Here is a 20,297-nt window from a genome sequence, read left to right on the forward strand (position 1 = left end):
AAACGTGGATCAGTCAAATACATCAGCTGAGTCAATTACTCGTCATTATCCCCGCGCGCCGCGATCTTTTCCACGCGAACGGCGTTTTCCTGGGTGAGCGCAGCACCCGTCAACGGGTCCCAACGTAACGGCGTATGGTCGAGCGGGCCCACGCCCAAGGCTTGAGCGCCACCGGCATCGGCACCAAACGAACGCCCGCCGGGGGCGGCCGACGTAAAGATGCACGCCGGATGCAGGTACGGCGTCGTCTCCACGCGCACGCGGTCGCGGCCCATATCGCTCACAAGCTCGACGACCTCGCCGTCGGCGATGCCCATGTGCACAGCAGCATCGGCATTCATCTGCACGGCATCCAGGTCCGACCCAGCCTCGGCGGCACCTTGGGCCGCGAGCCTGCGCGAGGTATGCGACTCAAAGGGTCGATTGCCGCTAATGAGACGAAACATCCCCGGGCCAGGCTCCACCATGGGCGCGATCCAGTCGGGCACACGACCCAGGCCGGCTCGTTCCCATACGTCGCTTGCCAGCGCAATTTTGCCGCCATCCAGGGGAATCGCCGGCTCGCCCGTACGCGACGGCAACACAACACCCGTGTCGGCCCAGCCGCGCTTCTTGAGCTCGTCCAGATTGACCCCAAAAGGCGCCACCTGGGCAGCCGCCAGATCGTCAGACGTAAACTGGAAGTACTCGCCCGCGCCACACGCCTGCGCCAGACCGGCAAAAATCTCCCGACCGGGACGTGTGTCGTCATGCTGCACAGGCAGCACGGCGTTGCGGTAGAACACCCGCGAATCGTTGGCACCCACGACTGTGCCCACACCGCGGTCGGCCTCCAGATACGTCACATCGGGCAGCACGAAGTCAGAAGCACGCGCTGTCTCGGACCAGCGGATATCAATCGTCACGAGCAAGTCGAGCTGCTGCAAAATACCCAACCACGCTCCGGCGTTGCCATAGCCTGCCCCGGGATTGCTAGCATAGACGATGAGCCCACGCAAATCGCCGGCCAGTATCGACTGACCGATGGTCGTGCACAGGCCGCGCACCGGATCGACCAGTGGATAGCGCTCGGACCCCAGCTTGGGCCCGCGAGGCACCGGCGGCGTCGCAAAGCGCGCGGGATCGAGGTCGCCCAACACAGGCGGCGTGGGCGGATTGAGCGCGCCGCCTACATGCCCGATGCAGCCCAGCAGCACATCGACCAAGCAGATAGCGCGCGCGGTCTGGGTGCTATTGGCATACGCGATACCGATGCCACCATGAAAGCCCGCATCCACCACAGCGGCAGGCGCGGCGGCAGCCAAATCACGCGCAGTCGCACGGATATCGTACGCCGGCACGTCGCACATCGACTCGGCCCACTCAGGCGTCCAAACAGCAGCCGCCTGCGTCAGCTCGTCAAAACCCGTGGTATAGCGGGTCACGAACTCGTGGTCATACAGGTCCTCGGCAATCAAGACATGCGCGATGCCCAGCAGCAAGGCCAGGTCGCAGCCCGGGCGCACGCGCAGCCAGCGGTCGGCAAGCGCAGCCGAGCCGCTGCGCCGGGGGTCGACCACGATAATCTTCGCCCCACGGCGACGGGCATCGTTGAGCGCATCGACGGCCCCCATCGTCGACGAATCAACAATGGAACGCCCCAGGTACATGATGCAGTCGGTATGCACCAGGTCGGAAGCGGGACTATGGCCCAGGCTGTGCTCCCAACCGGTAAGTCGGCTTACCTCGCAGGCACCGTCGGCACCGTATACGTTGGGCGAGCCCAGCGCATGCATAAAACGATACGCCCAGTAGCGGTCGAACGAGGGCACGCCGAGCGTCATGCCCAGCGCACGAGGCCCGCACTCGTCAACAATCCCCAAAAGACGCTCGGCAATCTGAGCAAACGCCTCGTCCCACGAAATTACATCGAACCCCGAGCCATCAGCTCGTCGGCGCATGGGGTGCACGATGCGATCGCGCTCGTCAAACGCCATGTCCAGGCGATGGCGCCCGCGGGCGCACAGGGCACGCGCCGCGCACGGATGCCCCACAACCGGCAGCTCGGCCACCACACGCCCATCCTCAACATGGGCCGCAAAGGCGCAATCGGCATAGCATCCCCCGCATGTGGTCACCACGGCGCGACCGTCACGCTTCACAGCAGATGCCATCTCGATTACCCCTTTCATCAGCCAAACACAACAGGCCAACAGCCCGGCACCGGGCCCCAGACCCAAAAAGCCTCCCGCACGGCAACGCCCCGCGGGAGGCCCGACGTCAAACAGACGGCACCTTACGCCTCGGACTTCTTGGCGTAGATAAACCAGTAGCCGAGCGCGACCAGAACCGCGCCGCCCACGATGTTGCCCAGCGTGGCGGCGGACAGGTTAAACGCAATGCCCGCGGCGTTGAGCGCATCAGCGCCGGCGACGTCGGCGCCATAGCCGCACGCGTGCATCACGGCACCCATGGGCAAAAAATACATGTTGGCAACGCAGTGCTCAAAACCGCAGGCCACAAAGGCGGCGATGGGCAGCAGAATGCCCACAACCTTATCGACCACGGTCTTGCCGGCGGTACCGATCCACACGGCCAGGCACACAAAGATGTTGCACAGGATGCCGCGGAAGAAGATCGTCACCCAGTCAATCGTCACCTTGCCGGCGGCGACGCTCACCATGGAGTTGGCGACCGCCTCGCCGTTGAGCTTGTAAATGCCGGCCATGTACACCAAAAAGACGATGAACAGGGCACCGACAAAGTTACCGACCCATACGACGACCCAAGCCTTGAGCATCTGGACCAGGGTGATCTTTTTGCTCTTGAGCGCGCAGACCATAAGCGAATTACCGGTAAACAGCTCGGCGCCGCACACCAGCACGAGCACCAGGCCCAGGCAAAAGCACAGGCCGCCCACGACGCGCTGAGCGCCCCAGCCCAGCGTGCTATCGCTCAAGAACACCGTAAAGAACAGGCCGCCGAAGGCAATAAACGCACCGGCGAACATTGCCAACAGAAAGGCCTTTGCGACCGGCAGGTTGGCCTTGGTCACGCCGGCGGCCTCGGTCTTGGCCTCGATCGCGGCGGGCGCCAAGCAATCGGGAGCGGGGTACTCCACCTTGGAATCTGCCATGTCAATCACTTCTTTCCTAATCAGCAGGGACAAGCGCTCCTATTGCTCTTGCCCCAAGCGGACAAAGTGGAAAAAGTCGTTGGCGGCCACGGCGTCGTACACGGCGTCGACGGCGTCAAAGACTTCCGGGGACATGGGGTTGTAGAACTCCGTGTCGCCCGGCTGAATCCCGACGAAGACGATATCATCGCACGATTGCTCAATCTCTTCGATCAGAATCGACAAAGGAAGCGAATGCGTGGTGAACATCGACTTGCGGGCCACATCGCGCTTGTCGAGCAAACGGATGGACCCGACGGGCAGCGCCATGTCGGCGGCATCGACCAAAACCAGACGCGGCGGACGCTCGCGCTTGACTTCGATGATGTCGTCCTCGGGCGTCTGACCGCCGTCGATGGTGTACCAACCGGCGATGGGTGCGTCCTCCATCTTTTTGGAGAGCACGGGGCCGGCGGCATCGTCGGCACGCAGCACGCTTCCCGCTGTGAGCACGATACCCGCAAACGGGGCACCGTTCACACGTCCATCCACAACGCGACCCATTACTGCAACCTTCCCGTCAGATACACGCCCGACACATCGCGCACGCGTTCAACCAGATCGCGGAACTTCATTAAGAACGCAACTTGCTGGGCATGCAGACCAAAGTCGTCGTCGAACACCGAGATGCCAGCCTTGGCCGACCCGCGAAAACCGCGCTCGTCAAGCAGCGTGTCGCAGGCCTCGAGCAGCGACGGTACCGCCGCCTTGTCGAGCTGGCACTCACCAAAGGAGCGGATGGCCTCAAACTTGGTTTTGGCCTCCCCCTCCGGCAGCGCGTCGATAAGCGTATAGAACACATCCACCGGCACCGACAGGCGCGGCTCAAAGCAGTCGAGCACGCCAGTGTGGTGGCCCACGGCGAGTGTGTAGTACAGCACGTCGCAGGCCTCCTGGGGAACGTCTTCCTCGGTCTCCACAAACTTACGCGTGAGCTCGTAAAAGACCACCTGGTCGGGCGCATGGCCCAGGCAGGGGTCGGCGACCCCCTCGGCAGCCTCGTCGCTTGCGCGCGAGGCATCGCCAAAGGAGCCACCGAGCATACCGGGGCCCGCAAAGTAACCAGAGCGGTCCGTGAGTTCCATCTAGCGACCCCCGGCCAGCACCAGATCCTGCAGCGCCGAGTAGACCTCAACGCGGCGAGGATCATCTTGCTTGTCGATGAGCAGCGCCATGGCACCGCGGATATCGCCCTTGGGTGCGCCCTCGAGCGTATCCATAAACTCGTTGGCCAGGTCGCGGCCGTAACGGTAGCCGCTCATGGCGCGAGCCTCGCGCTCGATGGCAACGCGCAGCTTGTACGGCACGCCGGGGTGCAGGATATCGGCCTGCTCGCCGGCGGCCTCCACCGTGGTCTCGGCATGGAGCTTTTGGTCCAGCAGACCAAGCGCCATGGCAAAGCCGTAGACGGTCTGCGCGGGGCTGGGCGGGCAGCCGGGGATGTAGACATCGACCGGCAGGATCTTGTCCGTGCCGCCCCAGACGCAGTAGTTGTCGTAGAAGATGCCACCGGTGCAGCCGCACGCGCCATAGGACACCACGATCTTGGGATCGGGCGCGGCCTCAAAGGCGCGCAGGGCCGGCATGCGCATGGCACGTGTTACGGCGCCGGTGTACAGCAGCACATCGGCGTGACGGGGCGAGGGCACGACCTTGATGCCAAAACGCTCGACGTCAAAGACGGGCGTGATGGAACCGAAGATCTCGATCTCGCAGCCGTTGCAGCCGCCGCAGTCAACACGGTAGACGTACACCGAGCGCTTGATCTTCTTAAGAAGGGTCGCCTTGGCCTTCTCGATGCTCTCGTCGAGCTCGATCTTGGTCGGGCGGTACTGGAGCCGCTCGGGCAAAAGCGTGGGTTCGGCCATGGTTACTCCTCCTTCGTATCAAAATCCATGATGATGCCCTCGACCGGCGCAGGACCGGCGGGAATCTCGGGCGCATCGGGGTTGAGCTCGCGGTCGACATACTCGGGGTTCACGCCGTGGCCGCCCAGATACTCCATGCCGGGGCCCTGGGGCTCGCCGGACGCAAGCGTCTCGTTGGCAGCCATGCCGCGCGCGTTGCCGGTCTTTACGGCCGAGGCGGCGCGCAGGGCGTCGAGCTCGCGCTTACACTCCTGGCACATACCGACAGTACGGGCGGCCTGGATGGCCTCCATGCCGCCGACCTTTTGCAGCAGGCGCTTGGCGTAGTCGATCTCCTTATGCGGGGCAAACGGCTTGCCGCAGCACGAGCAGTGCTCGAGCGTATAGACGCTCTTGCTGGTGAGGTCATCCTTGCTCATGACGGCCAGCTCAAACTCTTCGGTGAGCTTGATGGCCTCCATGGGGCAGGCTTCCTCGCAGCGGCCGCAAAAGATGCAGCGACCGTAGTCGATCGACCAGGTGATGGTATCGGCCGCAAGGTCGGTGTCCATGCGAATGGCATCGGCCGGGCACGCCACGCCGCAGGCACCGCAGGCGATGCAGAGCTCGGCGTTGTGCTCGGGCTTGCCGCGCATGTCCTTGTTGGTGGGAAACGGCGCAAACGGGTACTTGACCGTTGCGTCGCCGGCCTTGGCGTTGACCTTCCAAAGCTTCAGCATATTAGAGCGCCTCCTCATCGAGCGGAGCGGCCATGGTGCCCTCGCCCGCAAGCGGCGACTTGTCGCGCCAGACGTTCTCGAACTGCTCCTTGTCGAGCACGTGGTCGCGCTTGGCGGCGACATCGGTCACCGTCACGCGGTCGGTGCAGGAGTAGCACGGGTCGAGCGAGCCGACGATCAGCGCCGCGTCGCCCACGGTGTTGCCGCGGAACATGTAGCGCAGGACCGGCCAGTTGCTGTACGTGGCGGCCTTGGCGCGCCAGCGGTAGCACTTCTGGTTGTTGCCGAGCATCGCCCAGTGCACATCCTCGCCGCGCGGCGCCTCGGTGGCGCCGATGGCGTACTTGTGCGGGGTGTACTCCCAATCCGTGGTGAGGATGGGGCCCGACGGGCAGTTCTCGAGCATGGTCTCGATCATGTCGATCGAATCGTAGACCTCCTGAATGCGGACGGCGGTACGACCGAAGGCATCGCAGGTGTCGGCCGTGGCGGCATGCATCTTCTGAATATCCGGATCGGCGTAGCCGTCGAAGGGATGGTCAAAGCGCACGTCGCGGGCATAACCCGAGCCACGCATGAGCGGGCCAACCGGCGAGAAGTCGCGTGCGATCTTGCGGTCCAAGATGCCGATGCCACTCGTACGCTCAATAAAGTTGGGCGTGGAGAGCAAGACGTCGACGAGCTCCTGAACCTCGGAGCGCAGCTGGTGGATGGTCGTGAGCGTGGAAAGCTTCTGCTCGGCCAGGATATCGCGACGCACGCCACCGATCACATTGAGACCGTAGGTCTTGCGGTGACCGGAGAGCTTCTCGGCCAGGTCCATGGACTTCTCGCGGACGCGGAAGAACTGCTGGAAGCCGGAGTCGAAGCCGGTGTAGTGCGACGCCAGGCCAATGTTGAGCAGATGCGAGTGCAGGCGCTCGACCTCGAGCATGATGGCGCGGATGTACTGGGCGCGCGGCGGGACATGAATGCCCTGGGCGCGCTCGACGGCCTCGGCATAGGCCACCGAGTGGGCGCAGCCGCAGATGCCGCAGATGCGGTCGGCGAGGAACGTCACGGCGTCATAGTTCAGGCGCGTCTCGGCAACCTTCTCCATGCCGCGGTGCACGTAGAACAGACGGTAGTCGGCGTCGACGATCGTCTCGCCCTCAACGAACAGACGGAAGTGGCCGGGCTCGTCGGAGGTAATGTGCAACGGGCCCATGGGGACGAGCGTCGTCTCCTTGCCCTTGGTATCGGCCAAGAACTCGTAGTTTTCCATATCGCTCGCGGGAGCGGGACGGAAGCGGTAGTCCATGGAGTCCTTGCGCAGCGGGTACAGGCCGCTGGGCCAATCGTCGGGCAGCACCAGGCGACGACGATCGGGCAGACCCTCGGGGATCAGGCCGAACATGTCGCGAAGCTCGCGCTCGCCCCACACGCAGGCGGGGACGAACGGCGTCACGGACGGGAACGTCATCTTGGCGGGATCGACCTCGGTGCGCACGGTCACCCAGCCGGGGTCCTCCCCCTCCATGGAGATGACGTAGTACACGGCGTAACGGCCGCACAGACTGCGCTCATCGTTGCCGATGATCACGGGAATCCAACCGTAGCGCTCGTAATACAGGTAGTGGACGGCCTCGGGCAGACGGTCCTGCTTGACGGTAATCGTCAGCTGGTCCTCGCACTGCCACTCGACCTTCTCGATGCAGCCCGGAACGGCGCGGCGCAGGGCCTCGACATGGCTCTCGCAGCGACGGACATACACCTTGTTCTCAGTTTCAATCATTCGTTACTCCACCTCGCTCTGAGCGGTCTCGGTACCGAACACAGCGCGGTACATCGGCGTCGCGTGAAGTTCCTCGGTGCTCTGCTCGAGCACGATGCCGGTCGCGGTCTCCACACCGTGCACGAGAGGCAGCGGGGTGGCGATGCCAAACCACAAGATCATGACAGCCAGGATGATTTCGGGGATAAGCATGAGCGCCGGGGCCTCATGCTTGCCCATGCCCTGGGGCGCATGGCCGAATACCGACTTGAGTGCGATGCGGGTGAGCGCGGAGATGGCCACGGTAAGACCGAGGGCAACCACGACGACCAGCCACATGGGACCGGCGGTAACACCGGCGACAAAAGTCAGGAACTCGGAAATAAACATGCCAAAGGGCGGGAAGGCGGCAAGACCGAGCAGTGCCAGGATGGCGAGCGCGGCGGTTGCGGGTGCAACCTCGACGACGCCCTGGATCTTGGCCAGGCTACGCGTGCCAAAGGCGTGCTGGATGTTGCCGGAAACGCAGAAGGCAAGCGTCTTGGTAAAGCCGTGGAACACGCAGTGCAGCAGGGCCGCGGCGATACCCAGCGGGCCACCGATACCCAGGCACAGGGCGATAACGCCCACGTTCTCCACAGACGAGTACGCAAAGCGGCGCTTGAGGTCGTCCTGGCGAAACATCGAGAGTGCCGCCACCAAAATGGACAGCGTGCCGACGATCAGCAGCAAAAGTTGCGGATACTCGGCGCCCACGGCCTGGATAATAAAGCCGTAGAAGCGCATGATCACAAGCATGGCGCACTTAAGCAGCACGCCCGAGAGCAGGGCCGAGACAGGGCTCGGGGCCTGGGAGTGGGCATCGGGCAGCCAAGTGTGCATGGGGAACAGGCCGGCCTTGGTGCCAAAGCCGATCACGATAAACGCAAAGGCGAGGCGCATGAGCGTCGGGTCGAACTGGTCGGCATACGGCAGCACGCACGACAGGAATGCGGCCTCGTGGGCGTTGGGAATCACGTCGGCGGCGTTGGCGTAGATCAGCAGCGTACCGAACAGGCCGAAGGCCACGCCGGCGGTGCAGACCATCGCATACTTCCAAGAAGCCTCGAGGGCCATCTTGTTCTTGTAGATACCCACGAGGAACACGGTGGAAAGCGTGGTTGCCTCCACGGCGGCCCACGTAAGGATCATGTTGTTGGACAGGCACGCGAGCAGCATGGTGAACACGAACAGGCTAAACAGCGCAAAATACTGCTTGGCGCGCTCGGCGGGCATGGAGCCCTCCTCGATATCGGCCTTTACATAGGGCAGCGAGAACAGCCCCGTAAGAAAACCGATAAAGCCGATGAGCAGCACAAAGATGGCGCCCAGCGAATCGAGGTGGAACCACAGGCCAAGAGCGCTCGCGGTGTCGCCGCTCATAAGGACGTCACCGGCCGTCACAATCGACAGCACCAGGACGGCTGCGACGGAGACCAGGTTGAGACCGGCAAACACGTTATAGGACGTGTTCTTGGGCAAAAACGCCATGACCAGCGAGAACACCAAAGGAGTCGCGAGCAGGGCGAGAATCAACGTTTCCATGGACTACCCCCTCAGCTCGGACAGGTCGCGCGCATCGAGCGAGTGGGAGTCGTCCCAAATGCGACGCACGACGATGGACATGATGATGACGGCAAAGATGGCGTCGGTGGCGATACCGATCTCGATGATCTCGGGAGCGGTGGGGGCCAAAAGCGCGAGCGTCACATGGCTGCCGTTTTCCATAAGGCAGTATCCAAAGATCTGCTTCATGATGTTGCGCTGCGAGATGATGCAGGTGAGGCCCACAAAGAAGTGAGCGAAGCTAATAGCGAGCGCAGGCGTTGCGACCTCGGCCGTGGGCAGGCTGATCTGCGTCACGACGGCAAAGCAAATCGCGACCTCCACGGCGATGATGCAAATGGCCCACGCGGGCTTAAGGCCGGCCTTGAGCGATGCGTCGCTCGGCTCGCCCATCTTCTTGTATGCGCGGTTGAGGATGTAAGGGACCAGGACGACCTTAGTGATAAAGGCAGATCCAGCCCACATAAGCAGCTCCTGCGCACCAGTGGTGACACCGAGCGTGGCGAGAAGCCCCACGAGCACCAGCGACTGCACCGCATACCAGTGGATGGAATGTTTGATGTTCTTGGAGACAACCACCATGGTGGACGTGACGATCAGAAGGCCGCCAAGGATGTTGACGATCGAATAACCCATGTCGTTCTACCTCCTAACCGATCCAGCTGGCCGAAAGCGGGCCGCTGACGATGACCATGATGATGAGCACGATGAACACGAACGCCATCGCGCGGGGAAGCGGGGCACCCGCAGCGACCTCTTCGCTCGGCTCGCCGGGCAGGCAATAGCCCATCCACTTAAGGAACCAGGCAAAGGTGGCGACGGTCTCGGCGACCATGATGCACACGAGCACCAGGATCGCGACGTTGCCGGCGCCCACAGAGAAGCCGCCGGCGATGATCTGGAACTTCGAGAAGAACGTGTTCATGGGCGGCACGCCGGCAATGGCGAGTGCCGCGACACCAAAGCCCACGCCCGAGATCGGGTACTTCTTCACGATGCCGCGAAGCTTGGGCAGCATACGCGTGCCGAGCGTAAAGGAGAACGAACCGGCGATCAGGAAGAACAGCGTCTTGGCGAAAGCGTGGTTAAAGATGTGGCACACGGCGCCATCAAAGGCCAGCTGGCTGCCAAAGACCGAAAGGCCCAGACCAAAGAACACATAGGAGAGCTGGGCGATCGTGGAGAAGGCCAGCAGGCGCTTCATATCCTTTTGCGGCAGGTACATAAGGAAACCAAAGAGCATGGTGACCATGGCGTCGATAATGGCGACCCAGCCCACGATCTCGGGAATCTCGCCGGCAGAGACGAGTGCACGTGCGAACACGCACACGCCGACCTTGACCATCGAGGCGCCATGCAGGTAGGCCGAAACAGGCGTCGGCGCCTCCATGGCCGAAGGCAGCCACATGTACATGGGAACCTGTGCGGACTTGGCCCAGGCCGCAAACAGCACGAGCAAAAGGACGATAGCCTTGAGCTTGGCGTCGAGACCGGCAATCGCGGTAATGGCGAAGGTACCGGTGTGGGCAAACACGATGGCGGCGCCCAGATACAGGCCGAGCGCACCGATATGCGTAATGATCAGGGCCTTCATGCCGGCCTTCTTGGCCGTAGGCGTCATGTAGTAGCTAATGAGGCCCCAAGAGCACGCACCCGTGATCTCAAAGAACACGAGCTGGCCCAAAAGGGTCGAGCTGTACACAAGACCGGCCATGGCGCCGATGAAGGTCGCGAGGTACGCGTAGAAGCGACGACGCGGTGCGTCGGGATGCTCACGGTTGTTCTCGCTCATATAGGGAATCGAATAGATCACGACAAACAGGCCGATACCCACAAAGGCGGGCGCGAGCAGCGTGCTCATGCGATCGAAGGTGAATCCCATGACGAGGGTCTGCCCAAACGAGATCAGGGGGACCTGCGTGTCGGGCATGCCGGCGCCAGCGAAATTCGCGGCGAGGGCGATGGTGCAGGCCGTCGAGACGGCGGCACCCAAAACGCTGAACCACTTGGCGTACGGACGGGGGAACAGGGCGACGAGCACCGAGGCCACCATCGGGGCCGCGATAGCGACCAAGCCGAGAAGGGACAGACTGACTGCAAATGACATTGTTTCTCCCTTCTCCTACACGCCGACGACCACGAAGACAAACGCCAGAACGGCGATGCCCACGACGGCCCAGGTCTGATTGCCGAGCACCTTAAAACGCGAGCGCGAGCAGGAGTTCTCGATCACGCCGCATACGACAAAGTCGATCAGGCACTTCACCAGGAAGATGACCGCGCCCAGAACGGCGGCGGCGCCCACGGTCGCGGGCTCGCCCCAGGGGACGAAGATCGCGCAGAACCAGGCGACGACCAGGACCTGCTTCATGGACATGGCGAGCTTGGCCATGGCGAGCGACGGGCCGGAAAGCTCAGCGAGCGGACCTTCCTGGAGCTCCTGCTCGGCCTCGGCCTGGTCAAACGGCAGCTTGCCGAGTTCCATGTAGCAGGCAATTGCAAAGGCGATGCCGGCGAGGATCACGGCGACCGGCGCGTCGACGGCGCCCGTCATGATGTGCTGACCCATGGTGGCGATGTCGGTGGAACCGCACACCAGGGCGGCGGCAAACAGCGCCAGCAGCATGGACGGCTCGATGAGCACGCTCATGAGCAGCTCGCGGACGCCGCCGATACCGGCGTAGGCGTTGGACGAATCCACACCGCAGAGGGCGAAGAAGAAGCGGGCGAGCGCCAGGCTGTACATGATGGTGATGGCGTCACCAAAGACCGGGATGGGGCTTTGCGCCGTAAAGAGCGGCAAGCCCATAGCGAGCATAAAGGCGACGGCGAAGAACAGCGGCGGCATAATGCGCAGCGCAAAGCTCGCGTCCTCGCTCTGGGACTCGGGGCGCGCAAAGAGCTTGGCCAGGTCGCGATAGTCCTGCATGATGCTGGGGCCGCGACGGTTGTGCATCTTGGCGCGGATCACGCGACCGAGACCGGAGAAGAACGGCGCGACGGCCATAACGACCACGCCCTGCAGAACGGCAAGTACGATGTTGTTCATGCTCTCCCCTCCTTAACCCATTTGCACGGCGAGCACGAGGAACACCACGAGTGCCGCGACGATGTAGCAGATATAGATGCTGTAGTTGCCGCCCTCGAGCTTAGTCGCGAGGTCGGCGAGCTTCTCGACACCCTTATGCGGGGCATCGACGAGAACCTTGTCGGGTACGGGCTCCACAGCCTCGGCCACACCGGTGAGCTTCTGGAAGAAGTGCGCGATGGACCAGCAGACGGCCGTGCAGCGGTCGCGCAGCGTGTAGAGCGGCTGCATAAACCAGGACACCTCTGAGGCAAAGGTCGTGGCCACGACGGGCATATGCTCGTTGGGAGCATAGCCGCATGCCCACGGCTGGGACTTCTGCACCTTGCCGACGGTCTTGAGCTTGCGATAACCGCAGGCAAGGCCGACAAGCACCACGAGCGCAAGAGCGATCGCGGGCGTGGAGGTGGCAGCGCCGGAGTACTGGTTCATGAGCTCCATGCCCTCGGCGGCAAACACGCCACCGTACGGATGCAGCACGGACGCGGCGACATCGACCAGCACGGGCGCGATCACGGGAGCGCCAATGCCCAGCACGACGCAGATGGCTGCGAGCAGGCCCTGCGCAAACACCATGGGGGCGGGAACCTCCTTGGCATTGGCCGCGGCCTCGGAGCGGGGCGCGGAGGCAAAGGAGACGCCATAGGCCTTGACGAAGCACGTGACGGCCAGCGCGCCGGTAATGGCAAGCGCGACGGCAGCGAACACGGCCACGATCATGACGGCCTTGTCGCCCTGCATGGCGGCGTTAAAGAGCGACTGGTAGGTAAACCACTCGGACACAAAGCCGTTGAAGGGCGGGATGGCCGAGATGGCAAGCGCGCCAACGAGAAAGCAGATGGCCGTTGCCGGCATACGACGGAACAGGCCGCCCATCTTCTCCATATTGCGCGTACCCGTGGAGTACAGCAGCGCACCGGCGCCCAAGAACAGCTCGCCCTTAAACATCGCGTGGTTAAACGTGTGGTAGAGGGCGGCCATCAAAGCCAGGACGGCGATGCCGACAGAGTTGAGCGCCATGGCGGCCATGGAGGCGCCGACGCCGAGCAGAATGATGCCGATGTTCTCGACGGAGTGATAGGCCAGCAGGCGCTTGATGTCATGCTCCTGCAGGGCGAAGGCCACGCCGAGAACCGACGAGATCGCACCGAAGACCATGACCATAAGGCCCCACCAGACCTGAACGCCCGAGGCGGAGAGCAGGTCGAGACCAACCTTGAGGATGCCGAAGATACCGATCTTGATCATGCCACCGGACATGAGGGCACTCACGTTGGACGGCGCCTCGGGATGTGCCTTGGGCAGCCAGCCGTGCAGCGGGATGATACCGGCCTTGGCGCCAAAGCCAAAGAAGGCGAGCACGAAGCACACGGATGCGACCGCGGGGCTAAACTGCGTAGCGCGGAAATCCGCAAAGGCAAACGAGCCAGCAGCGAAGTTGGTCATGGTAAGGAAACTCGCCATGATGAGCACGAAGCCCACGTGCGCGATCACAAAGTAGAGCCAACCGCCGTGGATGGAGTTCTCGTTCTCCTCTATCACGACCAGGAAGTACGAGGTCAGCGACATGAGCTCAAAGGCGACCAGGAACCAAAACACGTTGTCGGCGGTGATGACGAGCATCATGGACGCCACGAAGGTGTTAAAGAAGAAGCCGGCGCGGCCCTTTTTGCCCGGATACTCATCAAAGTAGTTGAGACCGTAGATCGAACCGGCAAACGCGAGCACCGAGATGAGCGCCACGAATAGGCCGGACAGCTGATTGAGCAGCAGCTGGAAATGGGCAAACGGGAAGAACACGATGGTGTCGACCGACGTGACATCGCCCAGCACGGCCTGGATACCGGCCACAAACGAAAGCACCGCGGCGACGGCGCCGATCAGGCAGCCGGCGGTCTTGGCGGCGTTGTCGGCCTTAATCAGCAGAACCGAGGCGAGCGCACCGATGCACGAGACGGCAAGCGATGCGATAAACAGCGTCATGCTATCCATTGTTTACGCTCCCTTCTGCTTTCTCGGACAGACCCTGGGCCACAGCGGTAACGTCGACGGACGGACCGTTTTCGATCGAGCGCAGGCGCTTGGCCTCGTCGAGTTCGCGATCGGCCGCGCCGCCCATGACGGTCAGCGCCTTGGTGGGGCACGCCGCCACACAATGCGGGCCGTCCGGATCGAAGGCGCACAGGTCGCACTTGACAGCACAGGTGTACTGGCCGGGAGCCCACGTAAGCAGGCTGCTCAGGGACTTAGGATACGAAGGCGTCGGGTCGCACATGCCTGCGACACCGGCGATAGACGTGCCATCGGGATGGATGGCTCCGAAGGGGCACGCGATGGCGCACAGCCTGCACCCGATGCACTCCTGCTCCTTGACGTGGATGCGATCGCCATCGTGCTCGATGGCATTCACCGGGCAGACCTCGGCGCAGGGGGCACCCTCGCAATGGTGGCAGGCAAGGGCGGCCGAAATACCGCCGGTCTTCACGAGCGCCAGGCGCGGCGTATCCTGAAGACCCTGCATCCGGTGGGCGTCGGCACAGGCGGACTGGCATGTTCCGCAACCGATGCACCTCTCCGGGTTGATGTCGATGAAGCGGTTCATCCCCACTTCCTTTCAAAATAACGGGCCGGGCTCCCGAACGTACGGGACGCCCGGCCCAAAAAGCCAACGAGAACGGGACTACACGATTTGATTCACGTGCGTCTCGTCGTCGAACTTGGCGGCGCCAGGCTCAACGTCCTGGGGAGCGGCGGCGTCGACCAGAGCCTGCTTGAGCTCGGTGTACTGACGCTCCACCTCGCCCTCTGCCCAAACCTGGTCGGCGATGGCGTCGACCTGGCAGGCGGAGAACTTGTCCTCGGGCGTGTGCGAGACCGGGTCGACCTTGTGCATGGTCAGCTCGTTGCACTTGCCGATCCACCACTGGTAGGTCATATAGACCGTGCCCTTGTTGATACGGTCGCTCACGTCGGCGCGGCTGTATACCTGGCCGCGGCGGCTGTGGATCGAGACGATGTCGCCATTCTTGATGCCGCGTGCCTGGGCGTCCGCGGGATTCATGCGGACAAAGCCGGGCTCGTCGGCAAGCAGTGCCAGCGTCTTGCAGTTGCCGGTCATCGAGCGGCAGCTGTAGTGGCCGACCTCGCGGACGGTGCACAGGATGAGCGGGTACTCATCGTCGGGAAGCTCGGAGGGCGCCTCCCAGTCGTGTGCCATCAGGTTGGCGCGGCCGTCCTTGGTGGTGAACTTGCCACCAGCGAACATGTCGGCCGTGCCGTGGTCGTTCACATCGGTGCTCTTGACGGGCCACTGGGCGTAGCCGCCCTCGGGAGCCATCTTCTCGTAGGTCGCGCCCACAAAGTTGGGGCACAGGCTAATGCACTCGTTCCAGATCTGCTCGGTGTTGTCGTAGTGCATGGGGTAGCCCATGCGCGTGGACAGGTCCGCGAAGATCTCCCAGTCGTGGCGGCACTCGCCCTTGGGCGGAACGGCCGCGTCAAAGTGCTGGAAGCTACGGTCGGATGCGGTAAAGACACCCTCGTGCTCGCCCCAAGAGGTAGCGGGCAGGATGACGTCGGCGAGCATGGTCGTCTGCGTCATAAAGATGTCCTGGCAAATGAACAGATCCAGCTCGGAGAGCGTCTTGCGCATGCCGGCCGAATCGGGCTCGGTCTGCACCGGGTCCTCGCCGTAGTTGTAGAAGCAGTGCACCTTACCCTCGTCGACCAGGTGGCCCAGGTCGGTGAGCTTGTAGCCCTCCTCGAGCGGGAGCTTTTCCTCGGGCACGCCCCAAGCCTTGGCAAACTTGGCACGCACTGCGGGGTCGGTGACTTTCTGGTAGCCAGGGTACAGGTTGGGCAGCATGCCCATATCGCAGGAGCCCTGAACGTTATTCTGACCGCGCACGGGCGCGAGGCCGGAATTGGGTTTGCCGATCTGGCCGGCAACGCAGGCGATGGAGGCGATGGTGTGCACCGTCTTCAGGTTCTGCTTCTGCTGGCATACGCCCATGCCCCAGCCAATGATGGCAGAGGGCTTCGCCGTGGCGTACATCTCGGCAGCTTGGTGGATCAACGCGGGCTCGACACCCGTGATGTCCTGTACGGATTCGGGAGTGTAGTTCTTGATGGTCTCCCACCACTCGTCAAAGCCGTTCGTGTGCTCGGCGACGAATTCCTTGTCGTAGAGGCCATCGTTGACCAGACAGTTGGCAAAGGCGTTGAGGAACGCGACGTTGCAACCGTTCTTGATCGGAAGGTAGATATCGGCGATACGCGCGGTTTCGATATGGCGCGGGTCGGCGACGATGATCTTGCAACCCTTTTCTTTGGCTCGCACGATACGCCTTGCGACGATGGGGTGCGAATCGGCAGGGTTATAGCCGAAGAGGAAAATGCAGCCCGCATCCTCCATACCGGGGATGGAGCATGACATGCAACCTGAACCAACCGTGTCCATCAGACCGAGGACAGTAGGGCCGTGTCAAGTACGGGCGCAGTTGTCCACGCTGTGGGTGCCGATGCACGCACGCGTAAACTTCTGCATGACGTAGTTCGCCTCATTGCCGCCGCCTCGTGAAGAGCCGGTGGTCATGACAGCGTTAGGACCATATTCGTCAATTATGGCCTGCATCTTAGATGCGGTGAAATCCAGTGCCTCGTCCCAGCTTACGCGCTCAAGATCCGCGCCCTTGGTGCGGCGGATCATCGGGTGCAGTACGCGAGGAGTCAAGATCTTGGTGTCGTTGATGAAGTCGTAGCCGCTCATGCCCTTAAGGCACAGCTCGCCCTGATTGGTGATGCCGTTGAGCGGTTCGGTACCCACGACCTGGCCGTTTTGGACCAGGAGGTTAAACTGGCAACCGGCGCCGCAGTACGGGCAGATCACTTTATGCTTCTCCATGACACCCTCCTTCCTTTCTCTGCTACCGATTACTCGGTACTAATTTGACAATCATTGGGCCTGTCGCCCCAACGCTTACGCCTCGTTTTCGATGGTGGCGCGGGCACGCTCGGCAGTCAGTTCTGCCAGGCGCTCCTCGTCTACCAAGGTGAGGCCCTTGGTCGGGCACGCCTCGGCACACGCCGGACCGCCGGGACGGTCCACGCACAGGTCGCACTTGAGCACGAAGCTCTTGGTCTGCGAACCCACGCGCACGTCGCCCATCAAGACGGGGACCTGCGTGGTCGCCACGCTCACGGCGCCAAAGGGGCAGGCCATGACGCAGCTCTTGCAGCCGATGCAGTTGTCCTCGTTAACGCCGATACGATGGTTCTTTGGATCAAAGAACAAGGCGCCCGTGGGGCAGGCCTTGGCGCACGGAGCGTCCTCGCAGTGATGGCAAGCCACCGGTGCGGAGATCTCGTAGGTGCGCGTTACGCGCAAGCGAGGTGCGGCGATGTTGCCGGGGATATCGTGTGCCTCGATGCACGCCGCCATACAGGTTTGACACCCAATGCAGCGCGAGGAATCGGCTACGACTCGTTTATTGCCCATGTTGTTCACTCCCTCCTGAATCCCTTGCCGGAGAGACCCTGTCGACATTGCCCCAGGCCGCCCGTGGCCTGGCATCGACGTATCGAATGCATGCGGCGAAACAGGCACTCGATAGAATTTCTCCAACGGTATACAGGTTGAATATACGCAGTTGCAGGGGGCAAACTTGAGCGTAACCCCTGCAATACGGGTGTATTGCAGGGGTTTTGGCAGGTTAGGATTATTCTCTAGAAGCTATAAAGGTGAGTGTATTACATGCGTACACCTAAGAGATTTTTACGCACTCTCATTTTGGATGTACTACGCTTGTATTCGTGTTAATGGATATTTACTTGAGTGAAATAAAGTAATGGTTATAAGATTCTAAGAGGTCGGCATATGCCGCATTAGACCGACTCTATTGCACGCTCATTAAGGGGGCCAGTGATGTCATCGACGCAAAAACGAGCCATCCTGCAGGTGCGCATTCGCGAGGAAGATAAGCAGCACGCCGAGCGTCTCTACGACGCCATGGGCACATCGCTCGCCGAGGCCGTGCGCCTTTTTGTCGCGCAGAGCATTTTGATGCGCAAACTTCCCTTTCAGCCGGTCGCCGTGCGCTCAAAGGACGGCACCGCCGCCTATGGATCGCTCAAAGCATATGGGGACCCCAATCGCCGCTCCGAGGAGCGCAATGCCTGGATTGAGTACCTTGCTACAGAAAGCGACGATTCGATTTTGGGTCCCGAGGAAGTAGATATCCATGAGTAGTACCATCATCGACGAGACCGTCATCCTACGCTACCTGCTTGACGACGACGAAGTTCTGTCACCGCGCGCCGCCAAGGTCATCGCCACGCGCACTGCTCGTGTCTACCCCGAAATCATCACGCGCGTCGTGGTCACGCTGCGCGACGTCTATAAGGTTCCCCGCGTCGAGATTGCTGCGGCCATGAAAAGGCTGCTCGATGACGTCATGGTCGACGAGCCCACCGTTGTCGCCCTTGCAGTCAAACTCTTTGGCAAGACCCATATGGACTTTTCCGACTGCCTCCTCGCAGCCCGAACCGCCATCTACAACGATGATGTCGTGAGCTTTGGCAAGCCCATCATCCAAGGCATGATCGATTACCGCCGCAAGCGCCAAACCGCAGCCGACGCCCGCGGCCACAGCACCGACGCCACCATCGACAAGCTCCGCCACCACCCCCGCAGCTAACCCCATGCCCACCTAAGTTGCGGTGAAATAGTTCCTGGATTTAGGCTTATTCGAGCTTTTCAGGAACTATTTCACCGCAACTTTCTGTAAGGGTGGTTTTTAGTGCCGCCGAGGGGCACAAACCAACCGTTTGCCGATATGTTTGGCTCTGACTCATGACTCTGACCTGCCCCGTCAAGCTTTTGGTCAGTTCATGGCAAGGTCTGACGGACCAAATATGGGATAGCGTAGTGTCATTCACTCCCCCTCGAGACCATGGGGTCGAAAATGAGTCATGATAAACGCTGTTCCAAACCGCAAGTAGAGCTGTTCTTCCGGTTATTCGAGGCCCATCATGGCGGGCGCCTGTTTGTAGCTACCAAAAAATGGGATGAACGCTGTGCCTACGCGCTCATGCAAAAAGAGATGATTATTCGACTCTACAACCATGTCTACGCTGATCCCGCGTATTGGAATGACCTCGGCGTCGAAGATCGCATCTTTCAATTGGCATCCGCTATTGCGGTCGTTGAACCGGATGCCGTGTTTTGTGGAGCAACGGCGGCACTGCTCTATGGCATCGGTTCTGCATATTCGCTTCTCGACAAGGTGCAAGTGCTGTTGCCGCGTTCTACCAGGCGTGATACGTATGAATTCGTTGAGTATCGTCGCTGGCGGGCGGGCGAAGTGTGGCAGCTCGGTCCGTTTACGCTCACGGATCCGTATCGAACGGTTGTCGATATCGCCCGAACGACCGCGTTTCGCTATGCGCTGGGTTATGTCGATGGCTTAGCCCGTGAGTACGATGTCGAGCGCGAAGAACTGCGGGCATACGCGCAGGCCAATTGCCGAGGGCTGCATGGCATCGCACGCGCATTTGACGTTTTTGAACACATGGATGGCAGATCGGATAACGGTGGAGAATCCGAAGCACGGGCGGCAATGATTCTGGCGGGAGTTGACGCTCCCGAACTTCAGGTTGAAATCACTCGACCGGGAAACGCCGGCTATTATTTGGCAGATTACGGCTGGCAGATGCCAAACGGCTCTTGGATGCTGGCTGAGCTGCATGGACTAGGCAAGTTTGAGGACGATGCCCAAAATGATCCGGAACATACTGCGGCAAAAACCTATCGAGCTGCCCTCATGCGCGACGCGAACTTGCGTGCCATGGGCCACAACGTCATTCATTTCAAGCTCTCAGACACCTACGATGTCAAAGCGTTCGGCTCCATGATGCGCGGCTATGGTATTCCGACAACAAAACCTTACGCCGGCTCCTGACCAACGGCACGCATCTTCTCGACAACAGAACCTAACATCGGCCCAACCAACTCGGCCTCAATAAGTTGCGGTGAAATAGTTCCTGGATAACAGCTTTTGCAGCTAATCCAGGAACTATTTCACCGCAACTTAGGAGGGGATGTGGGGTCCCC

At 61.6% G+C, this 20,297-nt stretch carries 18 protein-coding genes; 3 read left to right on the forward strand and 15 right to left on the reverse strand.

All coding sequences use genetic code 11. From position 1 onward, the window contains the following. Positions 1–35: 35 nt before the first annotated feature. The 15 genes from DW180_RS05720 to DW180_RS05790 form a co-directional block, all read right to left on the reverse strand. Positions 36–2,153: a molybdopterin-dependent oxidoreductase gene (locus DW180_RS05720; RefSeq protein WP_158570946.1), complete on the reverse strand. Its 2,118-nt coding sequence runs from the start codon at positions 2,151–2,153 to the stop codon at positions 36–38. Positions 2,154–2,275: 122 nt separating this feature from the next. Beyond that, positions 2,276–3,115, reverse strand: a complete 840-nt coding sequence (locus DW180_RS05725) for a formate/nitrite transporter family protein (RefSeq protein ID WP_118237855.1) — start codon at positions 3,113–3,115, stop codon at positions 2,276–2,278. A gap of 39 nt (positions 3,116–3,154) precedes the next feature. Then, positions 3,155–3,658, reverse strand: coding sequence for a hydrogenase maturation peptidase HycI (hycI, locus tag DW180_RS05730; protein ID WP_118237857.1), 504 nt, complete (start codon positions 3,656–3,658; stop codon positions 3,155–3,157). After that, a complete protein-coding gene (locus DW180_RS05735; RefSeq protein ID WP_118237859.1) occupies positions 3,658–4,239 on the reverse strand; it encodes a formate hydrogenlyase maturation HycH family protein in 582 nt (193 codons plus the stop codon). Before DW180_RS05735 ends, hycI begins: the two co-directional genes overlap by 1 nt. Beyond that, on the reverse strand, positions 4,240–5,022 hold the full coding sequence (locus DW180_RS05740) for an NADH-quinone oxidoreductase subunit B family protein (protein WP_006234107.1): 783 nt from the start codon (positions 5,020–5,022) through the stop codon (positions 4,240–4,242). Between the two features lie 2 nt (positions 5,023–5,024). Next, the gene (locus tag DW180_RS05745) at positions 5,025–5,741 is read right to left on the reverse strand and encodes a formate hydrogenlyase complex iron-sulfur subunit (protein WP_118237861.1); all 717 of its coding nucleotides are present in this window, start codon (positions 5,739–5,741) and stop codon (positions 5,025–5,027) included. A gap of 1 nt (position 5,742) precedes the next feature. Continuing rightward, positions 5,743–7,515: an NADH-quinone oxidoreductase subunit C gene (locus DW180_RS05750; RefSeq protein ID WP_118237863.1), complete on the reverse strand. Its 1,773-nt coding sequence runs from the start codon at positions 7,513–7,515 to the stop codon at positions 5,743–5,745. 3 nt (positions 7,516–7,518) lie between these two features. After that, positions 7,519–9,078 carry a hydrogenase 4 subunit F gene (locus DW180_RS05755; protein WP_118237865.1) on the reverse strand — a complete coding sequence of 520 codons (1,560 nt, stop codon included), beginning with the start codon at positions 9,076–9,078 and terminating at the stop codon, positions 7,519–7,521. Positions 9,079–9,081: 3 nt separating this feature from the next. Beyond that, positions 9,082–9,735 carry a hydrogenase 4 membrane subunit gene (gene hyfE / locus DW180_RS05760; RefSeq protein WP_118237867.1) on the reverse strand — a complete coding sequence of 218 codons (654 nt, stop codon included), beginning with the start codon at positions 9,733–9,735 and terminating at the stop codon, positions 9,082–9,084. Between the two features lie 13 nt (positions 9,736–9,748). Then, positions 9,749–11,206 (reverse strand): hydrogenase 4 subunit D, encoded by a 1,458-nt coding sequence (locus DW180_RS05765; protein ID WP_118237869.1) that lies wholly within the window; start codon positions 11,204–11,206, stop codon positions 9,749–9,751. A 15-nt stretch (positions 11,207–11,221) separates the two neighbouring features. Beyond that, a complete protein-coding gene (locus DW180_RS05770; protein WP_118237871.1) occupies positions 11,222–12,148 on the reverse strand; it encodes a respiratory chain complex I subunit 1 family protein in 927 nt (308 codons plus the stop codon). Between the two features lie 12 nt (positions 12,149–12,160). Then, positions 12,161–14,179, reverse strand: coding sequence for a hydrogenase 4 subunit B (gene hyfB / locus DW180_RS05775; protein ID WP_118237873.1), 2,019 nt, complete (start codon positions 14,177–14,179; stop codon positions 12,161–12,163). Then, positions 14,172–14,789, reverse strand: coding sequence for a 4Fe-4S dicluster domain-containing protein (locus DW180_RS05780; protein WP_117746396.1), 618 nt, complete (start codon positions 14,787–14,789; stop codon positions 14,172–14,174). Before DW180_RS05780 ends, hyfB begins: the two co-directional genes overlap by 8 nt. Positions 14,790–14,867: 78 nt before the next feature. Next, entirely contained in the window at positions 14,868–17,090 is a 2,223-nt protein-coding gene (gene fdhF, locus DW180_RS05785; protein ID WP_118237875.1) for a formate dehydrogenase subunit alpha, read from the reverse strand. Positions 17,091–17,165: 75 nt separating this feature from the next. Then, entirely contained in the window at positions 17,166–17,684 is a 519-nt protein-coding gene (locus DW180_RS05790; protein WP_022095206.1) for a 4Fe-4S dicluster domain-containing protein, read from the reverse strand. Between the two features lie 426 nt (positions 17,685–18,110). Here DW180_RS05790 and DW180_RS05795 point away from each other — a divergent pair, with 426 nt between their 5' ends. The 3 genes from DW180_RS05795 (at position 18,111) to DW180_RS05805 (ending at position 20,145) form a co-directional block, all read left to right on the forward strand. Further along, a complete protein-coding gene (locus DW180_RS05795) occupies positions 18,111–18,434 on the forward strand; it encodes a type II toxin-antitoxin system RelB/DinJ family antitoxin (RefSeq protein WP_117765829.1) in 324 nt (107 codons plus the stop codon). After that, complete coding sequence (locus DW180_RS05800) at positions 18,427–18,882, forward strand: PIN domain-containing protein (RefSeq protein WP_199569897.1); 456 nt, start codon at positions 18,427–18,429, stop codon at positions 18,880–18,882. Before DW180_RS05795 ends, DW180_RS05800 begins: the two co-directional genes overlap by 8 nt. A 267-nt stretch (positions 18,883–19,149) precedes the next feature. Further along, the gene (locus DW180_RS05805; RefSeq protein ID WP_118237877.1) at positions 19,150–20,145 is read left to right on the forward strand and encodes a hypothetical protein; all 996 of its coding nucleotides are present in this window, start codon (positions 19,150–19,152) and stop codon (positions 20,143–20,145) included. The last annotated feature ends 152 nt before the right edge of the window (positions 20,146–20,297 follow it).

Origin of the sequence: Collinsella sp. AM16-21 (assembly GCF_003471905.1) — a bacterium.
Lineage (GTDB): Bacteria > Actinomycetota > Coriobacteriia > Coriobacteriales > Coriobacteriaceae > Collinsella.